2 protein-coding genes are annotated in these 913 nt (G+C 62.8%); both read left to right on the top strand.

Annotated elements, in window-relative coordinates:
* The coding region (locus L6Q96_23180; GenBank protein MCK6557453.1) for a hypothetical protein at positions 1-408 on the top strand (408 nt) is incomplete at its 5' end.
* Between the two features lie 200 nt (positions 409-608).
* A partial coding sequence (locus L6Q96_23185; protein MCK6557454.1) for a hypothetical protein occupies positions 609-913 on the top strand: 305 nt, incomplete at its 3' end.

Consider the following 913-nt stretch of genomic DNA (forward strand, 5'->3'; position numbering starts at 1 on the left):
GTTCGCGCCGCCGACGACTCGGTGCCCTTCGCCGAGCACCTGATCCACCGGACCGAGAAGGGCCACATGGTGCGCAGCAAGTCGGAGCTGGTGATCGCGAACATGCTGTTCCAGCTCGGTATCCCCTACGAGTACGAGCGCGTGCTCGACGGGACGACCGTACCGGGCCGCCTGCGCCCCGACTTCTCGTTCGTCACGGCTGATGGCGACCTACTTGTCTGGGAGCACCTCGGCATGCTCAGCCGTCCCGACTACAAGCGGGGTTGGGAGTGGAAGCGCGCCTGGTACGGGAAGAACGGCATCGCCGAAGGCAAGACGCTGTTTACGTCTACGGAGGAGGACGGCAAGGGCCTCGACTCGGCCGAGCTGAAGAAGACGGCACTGACGATTAGGAGTCTGCTTGAGTAGTCCGTCGAACAACCGATTGCAGCGGCCGGTCCGCTGCGCGGCCCGCCGCTAGTCCGGGAAAGTAGACGCACGAAGCGATGGAGCCCGTACCGTCGACAGTCACGAAGACCTACCCGCCGCGCGGCCCGCTGCAACAGTACAGGTTCGCGGAGGGGACGGCCTTCAGGTGTCTCCGTTGCGGAGACACGAAGAAGTCGAAGTTGATCACGGTTTACGCTGGAGATTGGTCTCGGAAGCTCTGCAACGGATGCTACGGTCGGCTGCTTTCGCTCTATGAGATCAAGGCAGGAACTGAAGCAGAGGACCAGCGGGCCGAACAACTTGCAGAGCTCCTGCTTTCACTCGCCAGTATCGACCAACAGCGCGAAGCCGAGCGTCTCTTCAAGGCGTCCGACAACCGAGCGAATGCGCTATGCCCTGAGGCTCTGCGCTTCATTGCGACAGCGGAGCATGTCGCCACGCAGTTGGAAGCGAACGCACAGCTAGAGTGGTCGCCCGCCGTGAT

It is taken from the genome of Candidatus Binatia bacterium (assembly GCA_023150935.1).
Taxonomy (GTDB): domain Bacteria; phylum Desulfobacterota; class Binatia; order HRBIN30; family HRBIN30; genus JAKLJW01.